2 protein-coding genes are annotated in these 1,891 nt (G+C 27.4%); both read right to left on the reverse strand.

The window, feature by feature from the left end; all coding sequences use genetic code 11:
• Positions 1-112: 112 nt before the first annotated feature.
• The gene (gene istA, locus B5E92_RS15155) at positions 113-910 is read right to left on the reverse strand and encodes an IS21 family transposase (protein WP_087303525.1); all 798 of its coding nucleotides are present in this window, start codon (positions 908-910) and stop codon (positions 113-115) included.
• Positions 911-1,069: 159 nt separating this feature from the next.
• Positions 1,070-1,675 (reverse strand): hypothetical protein, encoded by a 606-nt coding sequence (locus B5E92_RS15160; RefSeq protein WP_143357607.1) that lies wholly within the window; start codon positions 1,673-1,675, stop codon positions 1,070-1,072.
• Between the last annotated feature and the right edge of the window lie 216 nt (positions 1,676-1,891).

Consider the following 1,891-nt stretch of genomic DNA (forward strand, 5'->3'; position numbering starts at 1 on the left):
CAGGAAGGTCATATCGAACAAAGGATAAGATATCCATGATTGAGGATGATGATCATAACAACCAGAACTGGTGAAAATTAAACTAACACTTTTGGTAAATTTTATATTGACATTAACACTGAGTTGTAAGAATGCCAACACTTGATTCCACAGATGCTTTATCTTTTGGCTTCTTAACTCTAGCAGGTATAATGACAGTATCATAGTATTCAGCCATTTCTTGATATGCTTTATTAATGATGATATCTTCATATTTTTTATGAGATATGATACCTGTTTTTAAATTGTCAGGGACAATCATCAATGGAACTCCACCAAAGAATCTTAACATGTTGATATGAAGATTAATCCAGCTTTCCTGTTTCATGTTGTCGGTTGCTTCACAATAAATATATTGACTAAAAGGAAGCACTGCAACGAAAAGATAAGCTTTGGATATGATTTGTCTTCGTGACAGATCATAGATTGGTAAAGTCTGTCCTGCAAAATCGACTTCAACCTTTTCACCCGGTTTTTGTCCAATATGCATTGTTAGATTATTCTTCTCAACATGTTTCTTGTAAAGTTTTGAGAACTGAGTATATTTAAGAAACGGTTTATTCTCAAGCTTGCATCTTTCAACATATTCTTCCCATAGAAGCATAACAGTGACACCAGGCTTTAATAGTTCCTTATGAACATAATCATAATCTGGTCTTTCATGATAATAAATCACCTCCTTCTTGTTCCCAAATATTTCTTCAATTTCATCGTCAGTTTTATCTTTAATAAGTTCATATGTTATAGAAAGTTCATCAGCCTTTTCATAGGTGGATTTTATTTTTCTGCTTGCACAATGAACGACAGACATGATAGCCTTTTGAGACATTCCTAACGATCGAAGTCTTAAAATTTCTTTTTCCTTTGCCATGATAAAAATGACCTCCTTTCATGCAATATAGATGTAAGGTGGGACTCCTTACAATTCTATTGTAGAAAGGAAAAACAAAAATAAAAGAAAAATCGTCATCACACTGGTGTGATGACGACATCAAACAAGTAACACTATTCGATTTTTAAAGTGAAATATTCATTTATTTAATTTCATTTTTTTTATAGATAAAATATCATAATCTAATTCTATATTTTTTAATTTTTCTTTGTTAATTTCTTTATAAAATTTGATACCAATATTATTGTTTTCCATAATTTTATTAAGATATTTTATATATTCTTTATTGCTTTTTGTTATTAGTTCATCTGTAAATTTTATATTTTTAATATCAATGTTATAATTTTTATCTCTAGTTATTTCTATTTGAGATATAAGTCTATGAATTAAATCTCGTTTTGCTTTTCTTGTTAGTAAATCATAAAGAAAAGTAAAACCTATATTTTTAATATTTGTAAAAATTAGATTATCATTTTCTTCAATACAATCTAGTTTTTTAACAAGTTCTATTGTATATTCTTTTGAAGAGTTATCTGGATCAAGAGTAGTTTTCTTTTTAGTTAATTTATCTATTTCTTTTTTTATTACTTCATTTTTGTGGTTAATTGTTTCTACATCCAAAGTAGAACTTAAATATAAATCAACTAATCTTTTTTCTTGCACTTTTAATTTTTCAATAGCTTTTTCTATTTCTTTTACATCATTACTTTTAGTAGAATTACAAGTGATAATTTCATTATCCATAGAAAGCATAAATATTGTTAATTCTTCTAATATTCTTTTTAATTTTATTTCTATTTTTTCGGTATTGTAATGATATCCATAACCTTTACAATTAGTGTTTGGATAGGTTACACTAAATTGGACAGTTTCTAAGAGAACTGTTACAATTTAGAAAGTAAAAGTGAGGTAAACTAAAATGGCAAGAGAAAGAAGAACCTATAGTGATGAATTTAAACA

It is taken from the genome of Erysipelatoclostridium sp. An15, assembly GCF_002160675.1.
Taxonomy (GTDB): domain Bacteria; phylum Bacillota_I; class Bacilli_A; order Erysipelotrichales; family Coprobacillaceae; genus Thomasclavelia; species Thomasclavelia merdavium.

Coding starts and splice junctions, on each gene's coding strand:
- B5E92_RS15160 (WP_143357607.1), bottom strand. CDS start 1,675: ATGGATAATGAAATTATCACTTGTAATTCTACTAAAAGTAATGATGTA.
- istA (WP_087303525.1), bottom strand. CDS start 910: ATGGCAAAGGAAAAAGAAATTTTAAGACTTCGATCGTTAGGAATGTCT.